This window comes from Nocardioides oceani (genome assembly GCF_030412965.1).
In the GTDB taxonomy this organism is placed as follows: domain Bacteria; phylum Actinomycetota; class Actinomycetes; order Propionibacteriales; family Nocardioidaceae; genus Nocardioides; species Nocardioides oceani.
Window position 1 is genome coordinate 1 of sequence record NZ_JAUHJQ010000122.1, and the last position, 285, is coordinate 285.

Consider the following 285-nt stretch of genomic DNA (forward strand, 5'->3'; position numbering starts at 1 on the left):
CCTCATCATCATCATGAAAGGTCTCATTTTGGCTAGTTTGTTGGTAGTTGCCGTCAGCGCCTCTATTCTGGGGGAGCATGAAGCCAAATTCCACGAATTTAAGCTCAAGCACAAGAAGACCTACAAAGACCCAGCAGAAGAAACCAAACGTTTCGCCATCTTCAAAGACAACCTCCGGGCAATCGAAAGCCACAATGCCCTTTACGAGCAAGGCCTCGTCTCCTACAAACAAGGCATCAACCAGTTCGCTGACGTGACCGCAGAAGAATTCAAAACAAGGCTTGG

General features: G+C 48.1%; 1 protein-coding gene. It reads left to right on the plus strand.

The window, feature by feature from the left end; all coding sequences use genetic code 11:
* Window positions 1-285, plus strand: a 285-nt coding sequence (locus QWY28_RS23520) for a hypothetical protein (protein WP_300955333.1), incomplete at both ends; no start/stop codon positions are given.